This window comes from Rhodococcus sp. YH3-3 (assembly GCF_001653035.1).
GTDB lineage: Bacteria > Actinomycetota > Actinomycetes > Mycobacteriales > Mycobacteriaceae > Rhodococcus_F > Rhodococcus_F qingshengii.
Genome location: NZ_BCWH01000001.1, coordinates 361,132 through 378,835, shown reverse-complemented (window position 1 = coordinate 378,835; position 17,704 = coordinate 361,132). Strand labels below are relative to the sequence as shown.

Annotated in this window: 15 protein-coding genes and 1 pseudogene; 5 read left to right on the top strand and 11 right to left on the bottom strand. The window is 61.9% G+C overall.

What is annotated here, in order from left to right:
- From YH3_RS35470 to dnaA, 11 genes and pseudogenes are all read right to left on the bottom strand, one after another.
- Window positions 1–184, bottom strand: a pseudogene (locus YH3_RS35470) (hypothetical protein); the annotation flags it as partial.
- Window positions 184–2,715 (bottom strand): DNA gyrase subunit A, encoded by a 2,532-nt coding sequence (gene gyrA, locus YH3_RS01865; protein ID WP_047272672.1) that lies wholly within the window; start codon window positions 2,713–2,715, stop codon window positions 184–186. The gene gyrA and the pseudogene YH3_RS35470, both read right to left, overlap by 1 nt.
- A gap of 86 nt (window positions 2,716–2,801) precedes the next feature.
- Window positions 2,802–4,838, bottom strand: a complete 2,037-nt coding sequence (gene gyrB, locus YH3_RS01860) for a DNA topoisomerase (ATP-hydrolyzing) subunit B (protein WP_003942515.1) — start codon at window positions 4,836–4,838, stop codon at window positions 2,802–2,804.
- A gap of 197 nt (window positions 4,839–5,035) precedes the next feature.
- Window positions 5,036–5,959 (bottom strand): alpha/beta fold hydrolase, encoded by a 924-nt coding sequence (locus YH3_RS01855; RefSeq protein ID WP_064442892.1) that lies wholly within the window; start codon window positions 5,957–5,959, stop codon window positions 5,036–5,038.
- A 28-nt stretch (window positions 5,960–5,987) separates the two neighbouring features.
- Window positions 5,988–7,109: a PDR/VanB family oxidoreductase gene (locus tag YH3_RS01850; protein WP_039973074.1), complete on the bottom strand. Its 1,122-nt coding sequence runs from the start codon at window positions 7,107–7,109 to the stop codon at window positions 5,988–5,990.
- Complete coding sequence (locus tag YH3_RS01845) at window positions 7,109–8,020, bottom strand: metal-dependent hydrolase (RefSeq protein WP_007729174.1); 912 nt, start codon at window positions 8,018–8,020, stop codon at window positions 7,109–7,111. The genes YH3_RS01850 and YH3_RS01845 overlap by 1 nt, the downstream gene beginning before the upstream one ends.
- 124 nt (window positions 8,021–8,144) lie before the next feature.
- Window positions 8,145–8,690, bottom strand: coding sequence for a DUF721 family protein (locus YH3_RS01840; RefSeq protein ID WP_003942471.1), 546 nt, complete (start codon window positions 8,688–8,690; stop codon window positions 8,145–8,147).
- Entirely contained in the window at window positions 8,683–9,912 is a 1,230-nt protein-coding gene (gene recF / locus YH3_RS01835; protein ID WP_058036936.1) for a DNA replication/repair protein RecF, read from the bottom strand. The genes YH3_RS01840 and recF overlap by 8 nt, the downstream gene beginning before the upstream one ends.
- The gene (gene gnd / locus YH3_RS01830) at window positions 9,913–10,821 is read right to left on the bottom strand and encodes a phosphogluconate dehydrogenase (NAD(+)-dependent, decarboxylating) (RefSeq protein ID WP_042453377.1); all 909 of its coding nucleotides are present in this window, start codon (window positions 10,819–10,821) and stop codon (window positions 9,913–9,915) included.
- A 44-nt stretch (window positions 10,822–10,865) separates the two neighbouring features.
- Window positions 10,866–12,050: a DNA polymerase III subunit beta gene (gene dnaN / locus YH3_RS01825; RefSeq protein ID WP_007729165.1), complete on the bottom strand. Its 1,185-nt coding sequence runs from the start codon at window positions 12,048–12,050 to the stop codon at window positions 10,866–10,868.
- Between the two features lie 584 nt (window positions 12,051–12,634).
- On the bottom strand, window positions 12,635–14,197 hold the full coding sequence (gene dnaA / locus YH3_RS01820; RefSeq protein WP_003942491.1) for a chromosomal replication initiator protein DnaA: 1,563 nt from the start codon (window positions 14,195–14,197) through the stop codon (window positions 12,635–12,637).
- 780 nt (window positions 14,198–14,977) lie between these two features.
- Here dnaA and rpmH point away from each other — a divergent pair.
- Genes rpmH through YH3_RS01805 form a run of 5 tightly spaced genes read left to right on the top strand, consistent with a single transcriptional unit; the run spans window position 14,978 to window position 17,600 of the window.
- Complete coding sequence (rpmH, locus tag YH3_RS34810) at window positions 14,978–15,121, top strand: 50S ribosomal protein L34 (protein WP_003942540.1); 144 nt, start codon at window positions 14,978–14,980, stop codon at window positions 15,119–15,121.
- A gap of 26 nt (window positions 15,122–15,147) precedes the next feature.
- Window positions 15,148–15,528 carry a ribonuclease P protein component gene (gene rnpA, locus YH3_RS01815; RefSeq protein WP_019746209.1) on the top strand — a complete coding sequence of 127 codons (381 nt, stop codon included), beginning with the start codon at window positions 15,148–15,150 and terminating at the stop codon, window positions 15,526–15,528.
- On the top strand, window positions 15,525–15,905 hold the full coding sequence (gene yidD, locus YH3_RS34805) for a membrane protein insertion efficiency factor YidD (protein ID WP_007729147.1): 381 nt from the start codon (window positions 15,525–15,527) through the stop codon (window positions 15,903–15,905). The genes rnpA and yidD overlap by 4 nt, the downstream gene beginning before the upstream one ends.
- A gap of 4 nt (window positions 15,906–15,909) precedes the next feature.
- Entirely contained in the window at window positions 15,910–17,016 is a 1,107-nt protein-coding gene (gene yidC / locus YH3_RS01810; RefSeq protein ID WP_003942570.1) for a membrane protein insertase YidC, read from the top strand.
- Window positions 17,017–17,036: 20 nt separating this feature from the next.
- Window positions 17,037–17,600: a protein jag gene (locus YH3_RS01805; protein ID WP_003942504.1), complete on the top strand. Its 564-nt coding sequence runs from the start codon at window positions 17,037–17,039 to the stop codon at window positions 17,598–17,600.
- The last annotated feature ends 104 nt before the right edge of the window (window positions 17,601–17,704 follow it).

Below are 17,704 nucleotides of genomic sequence, written 5' to 3'. Positions count from 1 at the left end.
GAGGCGGCTCCGGCGCCTTGGGCGCCGGAGCTGCCTCGGAAGCTTTGGGTCCGCCGTCCGCTGGAGCTGCAGGTTTCGAGGTCTGCGGCCCCGCCGGAGCAGTTGCCTGCTCCGGCTTCGGTGGCGTCGAACCTGAAGTGCTTTCGCTCTTCTGGTCACTGCCCGGCTGGTTGGGAGTGCTCACTAGGACTCCTTAGCTCCATCGGCATTGTCTGCGTTGTCGGTGGTCTCTGCAGCGAGCTCTTCGGGCTCGTCGGCGTTGCGCGCAATCGCGAGCAGTGTGTCGCCTTCGCCGAGGTTCATCAGACGCACGCCCTTGGTCTGGCGTCCCGCCTTACGAACCTGCTTGGCAGCCGTCCTGATGACGCCGCCGCCCGAGGTGATCGCGTACAGCTCGTCGTCGTCGTCGACGATGAGCGCACCGACCAGAGTGCCACGTTTCTTGTCGTACTGAATCGTGAGCACGCCCTTGCCGCCGCGACCCTGCACCGGGTAATCCTCCATGCCGGTTCGCTTGGAGTAACCGCCCGAGGTGGCGACCAGGAGGAACGTTCCTTCACGAACGACGTTGAGCGAGAGCAGCTCGTCGTCACCGTTGAAACGCATGCCCTGGACACCGGAAGTGGCGCGGCCCATCGGACGCAGTGCCTCGTCGGTGGCCGAGAAGCGGATCGACTGGCCCTGTGCCGAGACGAGAAGGAGGTCGTCTTCGGCGGAGCAGAGGACAGCGCCGACCAGTTCGTCTTCACCGCGCAGGTTGATGGCGACGATGCCACCGCTGCGGTTGGAGTCGAAGTCGGTGAGCTTGGACTTCTTGACCAGACCGTTGCGAGTGGCGAGCACCAGGTAGGGCGCGTCTTCGTACGTCTTGATCTGGATGACGGACTGAATGCGCTCGTCCGGCTGGAAGGCCAGCAGGTTGGCAACGTGCTGACCGCGAGCGGTACGGCTCGCCTCGGGCAGTTCGTAAGCCTTGGCGCGGTAGACGCGGCCCTTCGTGGTGAAGAACAGCAGCCAGTCGTGCGTCGACGTGACGAAGAAGTGCGAGACGATGTCGTCCTGCTTGAGGCCGGCACCCTGAACACCCTTGCCGCCGCGCTTCTGCGAGCGGTACAGGTCGGTCTTGGTGCGCTTGGCGTAACCGGTCTCGGTGATCGTGACGACGACGTCTTCGCGGGCGATCAGATCCTCGTCGTTGACGTCTCCGTCGGCGGCGATGATGCGGGTACGACGGTCGTCGCCGTACTTGTCGACGATTTCCTTGAGCTCGTCACGAACGATCGCGCGCTGACGCTCCGGGCGAGCCAGAATGTCTTCGAGGTCCGCGATTTCGAGTTCGATCTCGGCCAACTCGTCGACGATCTTCTGACGCTCGAGGGCGGCCAGACGACGCAGCTGCATGCCGAGGATGGCGTCGGCCTGGATCTCGTCGACGTCGAGGAGTTCCATCAATCCGGCGCGAGCGATGTCGACGGTCTGCGACGCACGGATCAAGGCGATGACCTCGTCCAGAGCGTCGAGGGCCTTGACCAGACCGCGCAGGATGTGGGCGCGCTCCTGTGCCTTGCGAAGCAGGTACCTGGTACGACGAACGATGACCTCGAGCTGATGCGCCGTGTACAGACGGATCATCTGGTCGAGGCGCAGCGTGCGCGGCACTCCGTCGACGATGGAGAGCATGTTGCAGCCGAAGCTGGTCTGCAGCTGGGTGTGCTTGTAAAGGTTGTTCAGCACGACCTTGGCAACGGCGTCACGCTTGACGGTGACGACGATGCGCATGCCGACGCGGTCCGAGGACTCGTCGTGGATGTCGGAGATGCCACCGATCTTGGCGTCACGAACCTGCTCCGCGATGGAGGTGATCAGGTTGTCCGGGTTGACCTGGTAGGGCAGCTCGGTGATGACGATCGTGGTGCGGCCCTTGGCATCTTCTTCGATCTCGACGACGCCGCGCATACGAACGGAGCCACGGCCGGTGGTGTAGGCGTCCTGGATGCCCTGTCCACCGACGATGAGCCCGTGCGTGGGGAAGTCGGGTCCCTTGATGCGCTCCATGACGGCCGCGAGGGTGGCTTCCTCGTCCGCTTCGAAGTTGTCGAGCGCCCAGTAGATGGCCTCGGCAACTTCACGCAGGTTGTGCGGCGGAATGTTGGTGGCCATACCGACGGCGATGCCGTTGGAACCGTTGATCAGCAGGTTCGGGATACGGCTGGGCAGAACCGTCGGTTCCTGCGTCTTGCCGTCGTAGTTCGGGGTGAAATCGACTGTCTCGTGGTCGATTTCGCGCAGCATTTCCATCGCGAGCGGCGTGAGCCTGCACTCGGTGTAACGCATGGCGGCTGCGCCGTCGTTGCCGCGGGATCCGAAGTTTCCCTGACCGTCGACGAGCGGGTAACGCAGCGACCACGGCTGGGCCATACGGACCAACGTGTCGTAGATCGAGGAGTCGCCGTGGGGGTGGTAGTTACCCATGGTCTCGGCGACCGGTCGGGCAGACTTCACGTATCCGCGGTCGGGGCGATATCCGTTGTCGTACATCGCGTAGAGCACGCGGCGGTGCACCGGCTTGAGTCCGTCGCGGACATCCGGCAGAGCGCGACCGACGATGACGCTCATGGCGTAGTCGATGTAGCTGTTCTGCATTTCCTGCTGGATGTCGACCGGTTCGATCCGGTCGTGTTGCGGACCGTCCGGTGGCAACGTGGTGTCGGTCATGAGCTCACTTTCTTAAAAGAGGGGGCAAGCCCCTGTGCGCGGAAAAGGAGTCCGGGGACTCCTCAACCGCTCACAGGGCCGCAGGCCTACACGTCGAGGAAACGAACATCCCGGGCATTGCGGGTGATGAAGCTGCGTCGTGCTTCGACGTCTTCGCCCATCAGCACGCTGAACAGCTCGTCGGCAGCAGCCGCGTCGTCGAGCGTGACGAGACGCAGAACGCGCACCGTCGGGTCCATCGTGGTTTCCCACAGCTCCTTGGCGTTCATCTCGCCGAGGCCTTTGTAGCGCTGGATGCCGTCGTCCTTGTTGATCTTCTTGCCGGACTCGAGGCCGGCCTTGACCATCGCGTCGCGCTCGCGGTCGGAGTACGCGAATTCCGGCTGCGCACCCTTCTGCCACTTGAGCTTGTACAGCGGCGGCTGCGCGAGGTAGACCTTGCCGTGCTCGACGAGCGGCCGCATGAAGCGGAACAGCAGCGTGAGCAGCAGCGTTGCGATGTGCTGACCGTCGACGTCGGCGTCGGCCATGAGCACGATCTTGTGATAGCGCAGCTTGGCGATGTCGAACTCGTCGTGGATGCCCGTGCCGAACGCGGTGATGATCGACTGGACTTCGGTGTTCTTGAGGACGCGATCGATACGCGCCTTCTCGACGTTGATGATCTTTCCGCGAAGCGGGAGGATCGCCTGGTACATCGAGTCTCGGCCGGACTTGGCCGAGCCGCCTGCGGAGTCGCCCTCCACGATGTAGATCTCGGACTTCTCCGGATCGTTGGAGCGGCAATCGGCGAGCTTGCCTGGCAGGCCACCGAGGTCGGTCGCGCTCTTACGACGGACCAGCTCACGCGCCTTACGTGCGGCGACGCGGGCCTGCGCCGACGAAACAGCCTTGTTCACAATGGTTTTCGCGTCGGCCGGGTTCGCCTCGAACCAGTGCGCGAGGTGCTCGTTGCACGCCTTCTGCACGAAGGACTTGACCTCGGTATTGCCGAGCTTGGTCTTGGTCTGACCCTCGAACTGGGGTTCACCGACCTTCACCGAGATGATGGCCGCAAGTCCTTCACGGATGTCGTCACCGGTGAGCTTGGGATCTTTGTCCTTGAGCAGCTTCTTTTCGAGCGCGTACTTGTTGACCGTTGCGGTCAGTGCGGCGCGGAAGCCCTCTTCGTGGGTACCACCCTCGTGGGTGTTGATCGTGTTGGCGAAGGTGTGCACCGACTCCGAGTAGCCGGAGTTCCACTGCATTGCGACCTCGAGCTCGTGGCCGGTGCCCTTGGCGGTGAATCCGACGACCGAGTTGTGGATCGGGGTCTTGCTCTTGTTGATGTGCCGGACGTAGTCCTCGAGTCCACCGGGGTAGTGGTAGATACGGGTCTTGGACTTACGCGGCGCTGCCTGAGCAGCTTCTTCGGCTTCTTCGGCAGCAGACTTGGGAGCCTCGGCCACCTCGGCAGCTTCGTCGTCGATGACCTCGGCGCGCTCGTCGGTCAGCGTGATGGTCAGGCCCTTGTTGAGGAAGGCCATTTCCTGCAGACGACGCGCAACGGTCTCGAAGTTGTAGCGGGTGGTCTCGAAGATCTCGGGATCGGCCCAGAAACTGACGGTGGTGCCGGTCTCCTTCGTCGGGTCGCCCTGTACGAGCTCTCCCGGCTTGGAATCGGTGTACGTCTGCTGCCACCGGTAGCCGTCGACCTTGATGTCGACGTCGAGCCGGGTGGAGAGCGCGTTGACCACCGAGATACCGACGCCGTGCAGACCACCGGAGACGGCGTAGGAGTCGGAGTCGAACTTGCCGCCGGCGTGCAGCTGGGTCAGCACGACCTCGACGGTGGGAACTCCGGAGGCGTGCATGCCGACCGGGATGCCACGGCCGTCGTCGATGACGCGGATTCCGCCGTCTTCGAGGAGGGTGACCTCGACCTTGGTGGCGTGTCCGGCCATCGCCTCGTCGACCGAGTTGTCGACGACCTCCCAAATGAGGTGGTGCAGGCCGCGTTCACCGGTGGAACCGATGTACATGCCTGGACGCTTACGTACCGCCTCGAGTCCTTCGAGGACGGTGATGGACGACGCGTTGTAGTCCTTGCTGGAAGTGCTTGTATCTGACTTCTGGGCAGCCACGGGTGGGTAGCTCTCCTTCTCCGTCAATACTCGAGCGCAGCCGTCAGCAAGCCCTTGCGGGTGTCGTCGGAGCGGGTTCGAGAATGTTGCCGCTAGTTACCGTTGACCATCTTACTGGTAAGCACCGACTAGAAGCGGCCAATGACACCCCTGGCTGCGCCGCAGACGAATTTTTACGATCCCCGGAAGGTGAAACGCTAGGAACTTTGCTTCTCCGAGCGACGCTCTCTCAGGCTCGCGATAAATGCCCGCGCATGTTCGGCAACTTCGCCCGGATGTGAAAACGGCGACCAGTGTCCCGCGGCAATTTCGCGTCGCTGCAGGTCGGAGACCCATTTTTCGGTGTCTTCGTATCCCACCGGACGAACGGCTTTGTCGTACTTGTTCAGAATGAGCTGAACAGGCACGTCCGTGTACCGATCCCGCGGCTTGCCGAGCGACGGCCGGATGTTCGCGCGATAAAGCTTGAGTCCGTTCACCATGTCGTCGGCGATGGTGGGCGCGGTGTTGACCACACGGGGGTCCAGACCGTCGAAGAAGCCCAGAAATGCCGGCCAGTGCTTGGAGAACCACAGACGCAACGGAAGGGTGCACAGCCCGGGAATCTGGAACAGAACGGTGTAGGCCGACGCAATTCCCTGCGCCGCCGGGCCGAGGAAACGACGCTTGGACGCGCTCGCCCGGATCCACTTGCCGAGATGATCGAGATTGGGGCCCGAGATGGACGAGAACGACGCGATCTTCGCTTCGGCACCCGGCTCGCAGACCGCTTCCCACGTTTCGACGGATCCCCAGTCGTGCGCGAGGACGTGCACCGGCTTGCCCGGGCTGACCGCGTCGATGACGGCAAAAAGATCGCCGGCCAGTGCGCTCAGTTGGTAGTCCTGCACCCTCGAGGGGATTGTGCTCTCACCGGCCCCGCGGCTGTCGTAGCTGACGACGCGGAAGTCGTCTGCCAGCAAAGGCACGATGCGGTTCCACAGTTCATGGGTGTCGGGCCAACCATGCACCAGGACGATGGTCTCGCCGTCTGCCTTGCCCTGCTCGAACACGGCCAGGCTGACGGAACCGTTGGTCACGCGACGCGCGGTCACGGCATGGACAGGAGAGTGCTTCGACATTGTCGAACCCTTCGGAGTCGGGAAATATCTAGAGATCGAGAACGAGACGTCCACCGTCGGAACGGGATACGCAGATGAGCATCTCCGTTTCCTGTTCGGTGTCGGTCAGACGCCTTTCGCGGTGATCGGGTTTACCCGCGAGTACCTTCACACGACAGGTTCCGCAGAAACCCTGCTGACACGAGTACCCGACACCGGGCAATGTCTTCTTGATGACGTCGAGCGCGGACTCGTCGGCGGGCACGGTGAGTACCTGACCCGAATTGACAAGCTGCACTTCGAATTCCTTGCCGTCGATCACCGGCGGAGCCCCGAACCGCTCGAAATGCAAAGCGGTGGAGGGTGTATCGCGGAAACCGCGGCGGACGGCATCGAGCATCGGCGTCGGGCCACAGCAGTACACGGCGCCGCCGACCGGCGCTCGTCCGAGAAGGTCTGTGGTGGTGGGCAATCCGAACTCGTCGTCCGGGCGCACGAAGACACGCTCGGGATCCCAGGTTGCGATCTCGTCGAGGAACGGCATGGATTCACGGGAGCGGCCCGAGTACACGAAGTACCAGTCCATCCCCAATTCTCTTGCCGCACGGACCATTGCGATGATCGGCGTGATACCGATGCCGCCGGCGACGAACAACGCGCTGCCTTCTCCGACAAACGGGAAGCCGTTGCGTGGTCCGCGTACCGTGACGTGCTCACCGGGCTGGAGAGCGTGCATCTCGATGGAACCGCCACCGCCGTCGGGGATCCGGCGCACCGCGACGCTGTATCCCGTGCGATCGGCCGGGTCGCCGCACAGCGAATACTGACGCCGCAGACCCGAAGGTAGATGGAAGTCCAGGTGCGAACCCGGATGCCACGGCGGAATCGGTGAGCCGTCGGCGGATTCGAAGCGCAGGCGAACGACGTTCTCGTCGGTTGCCACCACCTCACGTGTGCTGACCACCATGTTCATGGCCGTGTCGGGGTTGTGGCCCGCGATCTCGGGGTTGTAGTCGTAGGCCGTCAACACCCGAAGGTACTTGTCCGCCAACAACTCCGTGATGCGCATGGCGCGGTCGGGACGGTTCTTGCCGGACAGATCGGGTGGCGCCGGAAACCGCGGCAACCCGTCGTGCCCGGAGATGACGTCCTTGACCCTCGAGAGTGAAATCACCGTGCGGCCGCCTGGGCTGCGGGTGACGACGCGAGGTATTGCACCGCCTGGGCGGTCGAGCCCTCGTTACTGGGGTGATAGGACTTGCTGAAGTAGGTCGACATCCGCTTGACCAGCTCGAACGACGTGGGAACTGTGCCGCGCTTACCGGCCGCGATGAAATCGGACAGGTGGGGGCGTCGACGGCTGGGAGCCTGAGCGGCAAGCTCGGGATCGTTGCGCATCAAGAACCGGGTACCGCGAATCCACAGCCACACGATTGCGGGCGTGACGAGGATCTGGGTACGGATCCGGCGGGTCTCACGCTTGTCGAAGTAGCGCATAACGTCGTACGCGACGGCTCGGTGTTCGACTTCTTCGGCGCCGTGCCAGCGAAGGAGATCAAGCATGGTCGGGTGCATGCCGGCTTTGTCCAGTCCCTTGGCGTTGAGCACCCAGTCGCCGAGGAAAGCAGTGATGTGTTCGATGGCCGCGATGATCGCCAAGCGCTCCACCAGGTGATTCTCGGCACGCAGACCCGTCATCGGACGCGGTCCGAGCAGCTTCGAGAATGCCCACTCCATCTGCTGGGTGTACGGCGTCGGATCGAGGCCGTTTTCCTTGAGATGGACGAGGACACCCGAGTGCGCGTTGGAGTGCATCGCCTCTTGGCCGATGAATCCGACGACGTCTTCACGGAGTTTCTCGTCCTCGATCAGAGGAAGAGCTTCCTTGAAGGTCTCGACAAACCATTCCTCACCGGCGGGGAGGAGAAGGTGAAGCACGTTGAGAACGTGTGTGCTGAACGGATCGCCCGGAATCCAGTGCATGGGCAGATCGGACCAGTCGAACTCGACATTGCGAGCCTGCAACAGGATGTGATCCGGCTCGGCGAACGACGAAGCGGGTGTCGATATCTTCTGCGACATCTAGCTACTCCTTCATGCCTGCCGATCGGTGGGGAACGACAGCCTTGTGACACAGTTCACTCACTAGCGAGTTTTAACTGTAACACGAAGTAATAGGTAGAACCAGGGCCTGGTTGAGTTTTCCTCAGCCGTACGTATCGCGAGGTCCGCGGCCTTTCACATGCCTTTCTCCCTTGCGCCAGCTAGGCGCACTCGGACCGGTGATCCGCAGTGTCTTCACGACGCCGTCACCGACGGCAGCAGCGATCTTGGCCAGAATCTGGGACTGCATCATGCGCAACTGGGTAGCCCACGCCGTCGACTCGGCGGAGATGCTGAGAACACCTTCTTTCAGAGAGATCGGCTCGGCGTGCGCGGAGATGTCTTCTCCGACGACCTGCGGCCACCGACCGAGGACCGTGCCCTCGGACACCTTGGGGGACCACCCACGCGATTTGGAGATAGCGCTGGTGAGAGCGCCGAACGGCTGAGGGTCCCGCGCATCCGGGCCGGGGCCGGACCAACCGCTGCGTCGACGCGGTCGGCCACTTCCGTATTTGGGCGACGATCGCCCCTGCCCGACGGCCTTGCCGTTGGCCTTTGCCGTCGCGCGTGCCTCCTCGAGGGCACGGCGCGCCAGATCGATCCCTTTGAGCTCGGGCTCCGGAGCCGCGCTGCTGTCTTCAGTCATCGAACTCGACCTCCTGATCTGTCGAGCCTACGGGCACTATCCGGGATATCCGACCGTCTCCGGTATCGGAGGCTTCGACGCCGAACTTGGCCGCCTCGAGTTCGTCCGGTACGTCCTCGGGAACGGCGGCCGTGATCAGCACCTGTTCGGCGGTGGCTGCAACGGTGGCGAGCGCACGACGCCGACGACGGTCCAATTCCGCGAAGACATCGTCGAGCATCAGGACCGGGTCGCTGCCGTCGGCGCGCAACAGGGCAAAACCTGCCAGCCGCAGCGAAAGCGCGAAAGACCACGATTCACCATGGCTTGCAAAACCTTTCGCCGGGCTGTCACCGAGAATCAGCTCCAGATCGTCCCGATGCGGACCGACCAGACACACTCCGCGATCGATTTCCTTCGACCTCATCTGCGCCAACTCAAGGTGGAATCTCTCCTCGAGGTACGCAACGTCGTCGATACCGGAAATCCTTGCAGGATCGGTGAATTCGGGATCCAACGAGGACCCCAGACTGCTCTTGTATCGAATCGACGCCGGCCGGGATTCGGGTGCGATGGAACGATACGACTCCGCCAGATGCGGCGCCAGATCATGGACCAACTCGAGGCGCCCGGCCAACAATTGTGCGCCGTGAGCGGCCAGATGCCCGTCCCACACCTCGAGGGTGGAGAGGACGTTGTCGGACTCACCACCACGAGAACCGCGACGCAAAGCCGCACCAGCAGTTTTGAGTAGGGCTGAGCGCTGACGCAGCACTTTGTCGTAATCCGCACGGACAGCAGCCATTCGGGGAATCCGCGACGTCAACAACTCGTCGAGATAGCGTCGACGATCACCAGGATCACCACGTACCAACGACAGATCTTCCGGCGCGAACATCACCGACTGCAAAATCCCCAGCACTTCGCGTGGGCGTCGCGTCGGAGACTGATTTATCCTGGCGCGGTTGGACTTTCCCTCGATCAGTTCGACGTCGATGGTCAGTTCGCGCCCGTTGTTGACCACCGTTGCACCGGCAAAAGCACTGGTCGAACCGCTGCGGATCATCGGTGCATCCGTGGACACTCGATGAGACGACAGCGTCGACAGATACCCGAGTGACTCGAGGACGTTCGTCTTACCGTGCCCGTTGGAACCGAGGAACACGGTTGTTCCCGGCGTGAGGTCAAGCGTCAGCGAATCCCAGGATCGGAAGTCACGCAGCGAAAATCTACGAACGAACACTTAGCTTCCAGAAGCCGAATTCTTGGGCGAGGCGCTCTTGACGGCGTGACCACCGAACTGATTGCGCAAGGCCGACACCGCCTTCATGGCCGGTGAATCATCCTGTCGTGAAGCAAATCTCGCGAACAGAGCAGCGGAGATGACGGGAGCGGGGACAGCGTGCTTGATGGCTTCCTCTACCGTCCAGCGGCCCTCACCGGAATCCTCGGTATAGCCCGTGATCTGCGCAAGCTCCGGATCCTCCTCGAGGGCGTCGACAAGCAGATCGAGCAACCACGAACGTACGACGGTTCCCTTCGACCAAGCTCGGAGAACACCGGGAACGTCCGCGATCAGGCTTTCCGCCTCGAGGAGCTCGTACCCCTCGGCATACGCCTGCATCAGGCCGTATTCGATGCCGTTGTGCACCATCTTCGCGTAATGACCAGCACCGACGGGGCCGGCGTGGACAAAGCCGTCTGCAGCGTCGCCGTCGGGGCGCAGAGCGTCGAAGATCGGCATTGCCTTCGCCACGTCGGTCTCGGATCCGCCCACCATCAGGCCGTAGCCGTTCTCACGGCCCCAGATGCCACCGGAGACACCGCAGTCGAGGAAACCGATCCCACGGGCACCCAACAACTCGGCATGGACAGCGTCGTCGGTGAAGCGAGAGTTTCCACCGTCGATGACCAGATCGCCGCCCTCGAGGGCATCCGCCAGTTCGGCAATGGTGCTCTGGGTGATGTCACCGGCCGGAACCATCACCCAGACGACTCTAGGTCCCTCGAGGGAAGCAGCGAGTTCGGCAAGAGACTCGACGTCGGTGACTTCCGGTCGAGGGTCGTATCCGATCACCTCGAGGCCATGCGCGCGCAAGCGCTCACGCATGTTGAAGCCCATCTTGCCGAGACCTACGAGTCCGATCTTCATACTGTTCTCCCTGGTCAGGCGCGAACTGAAGTGCGGGGTTCCACTCAGCCCGGAAGGCGAACCGGCATCAGCAGGTACGTGTACTCGCTCGAGGGCGCAGCGAAGTTACCGGACTCGTCTGCCGTGGGCTCTTCCTCGGCCGCGGGGCGAAGAACAGCCGGACGGCTGGGAGTGGTGAAGCCGAACAGAACGTTTTCGCTGTGAAGCGAATTCAACCCGTCGATCAGGTAACCGGGGTTGAACGCAATGGTGAGTGCTTCGCCCTGGAACGACGCGTTGAGCGTCTCTTCCGCGCGGCCGGCGTCGTCGCCACCCGCAGAGAGGAGCAGGCCGTCAGCGGAGAACTGCATGCGAACCTGTGCGCCACGCTCGGCGACGAGTGCTACACGCTTGATGGCTTCGATGAGAGGCGTGACCTCGACCGTTGCCATCGCGGTGTGCTGAGCGGGCAGCAACTGACGGAACTTCGGGAACTCGGCGTCGAGGAGGCGCGTCGTGGTGCGGCGTCCGTCGTTGACGATGCCGAGGAGTCCGTCGTTTCCGATGGTCGTACCGGAACCGAGAGCCAACTCGACCGGCGAATTTGCATTGCCGGCAAGCGTTTTCGCGGACTCGGACAAAGTCTTGGCCGGGATGAGAACAGCAGCTTGGACGTCGGGATTGGCCGGAGTCCACTCGAGTTCACGTACGGCGAGACGGAAGCGGTCGGTAGCGGCGAGGACGATCGAATTCTGTTCGATCTCGACACGGATACCCGTGAGCATCGGAAGGGTGTCGTCCTTGCCGGCTGCAACAGCTACCTGGCTGATGGCTTCGGAGAACAGGTCGACGGGAATGGACCCGGACTGCTGCGGAAGCGTCGGAAGCTGGGGGTAGTCCTCGACCGGCATCGTGGGCAGGGAGAACTTGGCGCTTCCGCACGAGATGAGCACGCGAGTGCCCTCGAGGGTCACATCGACCGGCTTGTTGGGAAGCGACTTGGTGATATCGGCAAGAAGGCGACCGGAGACGAGTGCCTGACCTGCAGTTGTGACATCTGCCGAGACGCGGACCTGCGCGGATACCTCGTAGTCGAACCCGGAAACGGTGAGGCCGGCTTCGGTTGCGTCGAGAAGAACTCCGCCGAGAACCGGCACGGGCGGCCTCGAGGGCAGGCTACGAGCAACCCACGCTACTGAATCAGCGAACTCTTCCCGGGAAACGCGAAACTTCAGGCTTCCAAGCTCCATCGCCGGGTTATTCCTCTCGGTAGGCATGTTCGTCTGCTGCGGATCTGCATCAGCTCACTTGAAGTCTGACACAGACCAAGCGATGCCCACCGTATGCCCTCGAGGGCGCAAGTGGAAAGCCGAAGCCGCGGCGAGCGCAGCCTGAGGCGAGGTTCTCAACAGGAGTTGTCCCCAGAACTATTTTCAAAGAGCTTTTCCTAGGAAATTCTCAGTAGTAGTAATAAGTCCTGTGCAATCTGTGGAGCAACGGTTGTCGACGCTGGTAGGTCCCCTCGAGGGCCTGTGCACTTCTCGAGGACAGACTCGAGGACCAATCGACCCCCTCTGTGCACTCTCTGAAAGTTTTCGGATTCCTCCTCGAGAACTCCACAGACTTTCGGAGTTATCAACACACTTATCCACAGATGTGAATACTTTTCACAAGAAACGAAGAGTTTGTTCTCATCGGCGTGTCTGACTCCGGCGTGTCGTCCCTCGAGGTGGACAACCGCCCTCGAGGGGACCGCACGTGGAACCCTTCGAATACACCGATGCCGCTCGAGGGAACCTCTGCCTCGAGCGGCATCGATCGAAATAAGTACAGGTCAACGCTTGGAGCGCTGCTTGATCCTTGCGGTCAACTCCTGAACCTGGTCGTACACCTTGCGGCGTTCCGTCATTTCCTTACGGATCTTCTTGTCGGCGTACATGACCGTCGTGTGGTCACGGCCGAACGTCTGACCGATCTTCGGCAAGGACAAATCAGTGAGCTCACGGCACAAATACATCGAGATCTGGCGGGCCTGAGCGAGTGGCCGGGCCTTACCCGGCCCACACAGGTCGTCGATCGACATGTTGAAGTATTCGGCCGTCACCGCCATGATCGTCGCCGCGTTGATCTCGAGGCTCGACGAATCGGGCATCAGATCGCGCAGGACCACCTCGGCCAACGTCAGATCCAACGGCTGGCGGTTGAGCGAGGCAAAAGCGGTGACGCGGATCAACGCGCCCTCGAGTTCACGAATGTTGCGCTCGATACGGCTGGCGATCAACTCGAGGACGTCGTGCGGGACCTCGAGGCGATCCATCCTCGCCTTCTTGCTCAGAATCGCGATACGCGTCTCGAGCTCAGGCGGCTGAACGTCGGTGATCAGGCCCCATTCGAAGCGCGTCCGCAGACGCTCCTCGAGGGTTGCCAACTGTTTGGGCGGACGGTCCGAGGAAACGACGATCTGCTTGTTCGCGTTGTGCAAGGTGTTGAAGGTATGGAAGAACTCCTCCTGAATACCTTCCTTGCCTTCGATGAACTGGATGTCGTCGACCAGCAGGACATCCGTTTCCCGGTAGCGACGCTTGAACGCGACCTTGCGGTCGTCACGAAGACTGTTGATGAAGTCGTTGGTGAATTCTTCGGTCGAGACGTACTTGACCCGCATGCCGGGGAACAGTCGCTGTGCGTAGTGGCCGGCCGCATGAAGAAGGTGCGTCTTGCCCAGGCCCGAAGCTCCCCAGATGAACAAGGGGTTGTACGCACGCGCCGGCGCCTCCGCGATCGCGACGGCAGCGGCATGAGCGAATCGGTTGGACGATCCGATCACAAAAGTGTCGAAGGTGTACTTCGCATTGAGGCTGTTGGCGCCGGACCCCGAAGCAGAAGGAGTAGCGGGCGGCTTCGTGAAGTACGACGGCCACGATTCGTGAACGCTCGCGAGTGCTTCGCGGTCGTCGTCGACTTCTTCGGTCTCGGCAGTCTCGGAGTCCGAAGGTTCGCCGTCGCCTTCGGTGAATCTGCGCCGACGGTATGCGCCCGATGAGTTGACCGACTCGAACTGACGGCTGCCCGTGCGCTCCTCGACCGGTTCGGCGGGTGCGTCGGCATCGTCTTCGAGTGCAATGCGGACACCGAGTCCCTCGACCTGGCCACCGAGATGGCGTCCGAGTGCCTGCAGGATCGGCTCGCGCAGATCGCGCTCGATCGTCTCTTGAGCAAATGGCGATGGAACCGAGAGGAGTGCAAAACCCTGAGCAAGTGTGAGAGGCCTCACCAGACGGACAAATGCCTTCTGCTTGCTGCTCAAAGCCGGAAGATTACTTCCGGGGTCATCACTCGTGAGTTCTGCAACCACGTCGACCCAGACCCGTGCGAGCGCGTTGGGATCGTCGTTCACGTGGTTCCTTCCCGTGTTTCGCCGACAGTGGGTGTGCTGCAGCTGCCGAGCGTATGGCTGCGGCGTCGAATGATTCGGTGGATTACCACCCGGGGTGAGAACCCCGTAACAGGCTACGAATATGCCACCTGGGCTGTGTTTCCACACAATTATCCACAGATGTGGACAAACCTGCACTGAGTCGGTTTTTTCGTCAACCAAATTCGTCAAAGTGATCGAGAAATTGATCTACCTGCAACTTTGTCGGAACTCGAGGCGTTCGCCACTTGGTGTCGGGGATGCGTCAACACTCACAGCCCTGTGGATGAATGTGGAAACTCGGGATTCGGGGTCGCGTCCGGCGCTCGTGCCCGTATGTGCTGATGAGGCCTTGTCGAGAGCATGCGCCGGTGGAACTGTCCGGGTTGCCTTCGGGTCACCTGCAGTCCGTAGCGGAACTGTTGCCAAGGTCACACTTGCCGCCTCGCTCGAGGTCACGGCCGTATGCACACTGTGAATGGAATCTGCGGAATGATGTAAGTATCGGCGTGTCGCCGTGGTTGCCGCGGGAGGGCTTCGAATCGGGCTGGTTTGACCTTGGCAACGGTGGTAAGTAACCTCGAACGGTCACCCGCTGGTGGTGATCGCTTCGTGCTGGCTACATATGTCAGGTCGGATCGGTCTTCCAAGCCACAACGAGTGAAGTTGATTGTTCTGTACCTGTTGGATCCAAAGGCGCCGTAAGGCGTCGATCACTGAATGACGCCGGGAGGCGTCAATGAACTTCGAGGAGTGTTGACCGTGGCCAAGGGCAAGCGGACGTTCCAGCCGAATAATCGCCGCCGCGCGCGTGTTCACGGCTTCCGTCTTCGTATGCGTACCCGTGCGGGTCGTGCAATCGTTTCGGCGCGTCGCCGTAAGGGCCGCGATTCCCTCACCGCCTGATCTGATTTCGAGTTCAGGAGCTCGGGGTGTTGCCTGAGCCGTCTCGGTTGCGTCGCCACGCGGATTTCTCCGTGGCGGTGCGACGCGGGCGTCGTATGGGAAGACGCGACCTTGTCGTGCACGCGTTCGATCGCGAGCAAGTAGAGGCGCTGGTAGTAACAAATCACGGTCCCCGTTTCGGACTGATCGTGAGCAAGGCTGTCGGGCCGGCGGTGATTCGACATCGAGTCGCACGCCGGCTTCGTCATATCTGTGCAGATTTCGTCGGGCAGGTTTCGCCGGAGACGGACGTGGTTATCCGCGCACTTCCGGGTGCAGCTACCGCCAGTTCAGCCGAACTGGCCAAGCAGTTGCGCGGGGGCCTGACCAAAATGAACCTATTGGTGTCGGTAAGTGAAGAGCCATGAGTACTCCGCTCTCTGAGCAGATCGAGACTCCCAGAGCCTCCCGTGTCATCACGGTGTTGAAGGCTGTGCGTCGCGCTCCCGCCACTGTTCTCATCTTCTGTATCGAGTTGTACCGGACGTATGTGTCGCCCTTGAGGATGCCGACCTGCCGGTTCACCCCCACCTGCAGTGAATACGCAGTCGAAGCGCTGCGCACTCACGGGGCGATCAAAGGCCTTTTCTTGACTGTGGTGCGGTTGGCGAAGTGTGCCCCCTGGCATTCTGGAGGGTGGGACCCTGTCCCTGCCCGTCGTGACCGTGATGCGGGTAGCCGCCATAGCTGTCCGGAAGCACGCGCAGCGTGTCACAGTCCGACGGACGAACAGAGGAGTACTTAGAGCCGTGCTCAATTTCATCTACTATCCGGTATCCGCGATTCTGTGGGTCTGGCACAAGGTCTTCGGGTTCATTCTCGGCCCGGACAACGGAATAGCCTGGGCGCTTTCCGTGGTGTTCCTGGTGTTCACCTTGCGTGCGGTTCTGTACAAGCCGTTCGTGAAGCAGGTCCGCACGACGCGTCAGATGCAGGAACTGCAGCCACAGATCAAGGCATTGCAGAAGAAGTATTCGGGCGACCGTCAGCGCCAGGCCGTCGAGATGCAGAAGCTCCAGAAGGAGCACGGATTCAACCCGATCATGGGCTGTCTCCCGGTCTTGGCTCAGGCTCCGGTGTTCATCGGTCTGTTCCACGTCCTGCGCTCGTTCAACCGCACCGGCACCGGCATGGGCCAGCTGGGCATGAGCGCCGAGGACAACCTCAACACCCCGAACTACGTCTTCTCGGCCACTGACGTCCAGTCGTTCCTGGATGCTCGTCTGTTCGGCGCGCCCATCTCGGCCGCGATCACGACGCCGGTTGCGCAGCTTCAGGCCTACGTCACCGAGAACGTTCCCGAGCTTCCGTCACGGCTGAACATCATCCTCGTGGCCGCTCCGCTGATGATCATCGCCAGCATCGCGACGCACTTCAACTCACGCGCTTCTGTTGCCCGTCAGAGCGAAGCAGCTGCCGCGAACCCGCAGTCCGCGATCATGAACAAGCTCGCCCTGTACGTCTTCCCACTCGGTGTTCTGGTCGGTGGACCGTTCCTTCCGATCGCGATCCTCCTGTACTGGGTGTCGAACAACATCTGGACCTACGGTCAGCAGCACCTCGTCTTCCGCAAGATCGACGCGGAAGAAGAAGCCAAGAAGCAGGAAGCGATCACTCGCCGCAACGACAATGCGCCCAAGCCCGGTGCCCGTCCCGATCCCAGCAAGAAGAAGGGATCTCCGGCTGCGCTGAAGACCGCGGATTCAGCCGACGACGACGGTGACGCCCCGGAAGTTTCGCTCAAGAAGCCACAGCCGAAGCCCTCGGGTTCCAGTGGTGGTTCCACGTCGAAACCGAAACAGAACCGGCCACAGAGCAACCGCGGCAACTCCCCCAAGCGCAATAAACGGCGCTGATCCAGGAAAGAGAACGACCAATGTCCAGTGAAGCTGACATCGTTGTGGATGGAGAGAACGCAGACGTGAGCACCGAGACCACTGCGCCGGTTACCGATGTGGATGTAGACATCGACGATTCCGATGACGACCTGATCGAAGAGGGCGAGATCGCCGGCGACTACCTCGAGCAGTTGCTCGACGTTCTCGATTTCGACGGAGACATCGACCTTGACGTCGAGGGCGATCGGGCGATCGTCAGCATCGACGGCGGCGACGACCTGACCAAGCTCGTGGGACGCAAGGGTGAGGTTCTGGATGCTCTCCAGGAGCTGACTCGTCTGGCAGTTCAGCAGTCGACCGGAGAGCGCAGCCGCTTGATGCTCGACATCGCCGGGTGGCGTGCGGGCCGGCGCGAGGCACTCAGTGCTCTCGGTGCGGAAGCTGCACAGCGTGTTCTCGAGACCGGCGAACGCGAAGAGCTTGCTCCGATGACGCCGTTCGAACGCAAGATCGTGCACGACGCCGTCGCCAAGGTCGCCGGTGTTTCCAGCGAGAGCGAAGGCGCTGAGCCGTCTCGTCGAGTGGTTGTCCTCAAGGACTGACACTCCCCCTTGATCGAATGCGGGCCCCGGATTTTCCGGGGCCCGCTTTTGTGTCCGAGAGGTGTTTCACGTGAAACCGAATCCCGCGGCACGGTGAAGGTCAG

Excerpts from the sequence above, each read along its gene's own strand:
- gyrA (WP_047272672.1), bottom strand. The coding sequence starts at position 2,715 with ATGACCGACACCACGTTGCCACCGGACGGTCCGCAACACGACCGGATC.
- YH3_RS01855 (WP_064442892.1), bottom strand. The coding sequence starts at position 5,959 with ATGTCGAAGCACTCTCCTGTCCATGCCGTGACCGCGCGTCGCGTGACC.
- YH3_RS01845 (WP_007729174.1), bottom strand. The coding sequence starts at position 8,020 with ATGTCGCAGAAGATATCGACACCCGCTTCGTCGTTCGCCGAGCCGGAT.
- YH3_RS01840 (WP_003942471.1), bottom strand. The coding sequence starts at position 8,690 with ATGACTGAAGACAGCAGCGCGGCTCCGGAGCCCGAGCTCAAAGGGATC.
- gnd (WP_042453377.1), bottom strand. The coding sequence starts at position 10,821 with ATGAAGATCGGACTCGTAGGTCTCGGCAAGATGGGCTTCAACATGCGT.
- dnaN (WP_007729165.1), bottom strand. The coding sequence starts at position 12,050 with ATGGAGCTTGGAAGCCTGAAGTTTCGCGTTTCCCGGGAAGAGTTCGCT.
- yidD (WP_007729147.1), top strand. The coding sequence starts at position 15,525 with ATGAGTACTCCGCTCTCTGAGCAGATCGAGACTCCCAGAGCCTCCCGT.
- YH3_RS01805 (WP_003942504.1), top strand. The coding sequence starts at position 17,037 with ATGTCCAGTGAAGCTGACATCGTTGTGGATGGAGAGAACGCAGACGTG.